The organism is Pyxidicoccus trucidator (assembly GCF_010894435.1).
Classification (GTDB): Bacteria; Myxococcota; Myxococcia; order Myxococcales; family Myxococcaceae; genus Myxococcus; species Myxococcus trucidator.
Genome location: NZ_JAAIXZ010000077.1, coordinates 1 through 662, shown reverse-complemented (window position 1 = coordinate 662; position 662 = coordinate 1). Strand labels below are relative to the sequence as shown.

1 protein-coding gene is annotated in these 662 nt (G+C 69.8%); it reads left to right on the top strand.

Annotated features, from left to right (window positions below; translation table 11 throughout):
* A partial coding sequence (locus G4D85_RS48475; RefSeq protein WP_240359954.1) for a condensation domain-containing protein occupies positions 1-662 on the top strand: 662 nt, incomplete at both ends.

The following is a 662-nucleotide window of genomic DNA, read 5'->3' as shown; positions in this document are numbered from 1 at the left end:
GCGCCAGCAGCTCCACGGCGCCCCCACCCTCGAGCTGCCCACCGACAAGCCCCGCCCCGCCGTGCGCGGCGGCGCGGGCGCTTCTCTCGGCTTCACCTTCCCGCGCCCGCTCCTCGACGGCCTCAAGTCACTGGCCCACCAGGAAGGCGCTTCGCTCTTCATGGTGCTGCTGGCCGGCTGGCAGGCGCTGCTCGCGCGCTACTCCGGCCAGGACGACATCAGCGTCGGCTCCCCCATTGCCGGCCGCACCCACTCGGAGACGGAGCCGCTCATCGGCTTCTTCGTCAACACCCTCGTCTTGCGCTCCCACGTCCACGCCGACGAGGGCTTCCGCGGCTTGCTGCGGCGGGTGCGAGACACCGTGCTGCAGGCGTATGAGTACCAGGCGGTCCCCTTCGAGAAGCTGGTGGAGACGCTGCAGCTCGGGCGCAGCCTCAGCCACACCCCTCTCTTCCAATCCCTGCTGGCACTGCAGAACGTGCCCATGGGCCCGCTGCGGCTTCCCCACCTGACGCTCTCCCCCCTTGAATTCGAGGGCCAGACGGCCAAGTTCGACCTGAGCGTCATCTTCACCGAGACGCCCCAGGGACTGAGCGGCACGCTGGAGTACAGCACCGAGCTGTTCGAAGCGCACACCCCGGCCCGGCTGCTGGGCCACTTCC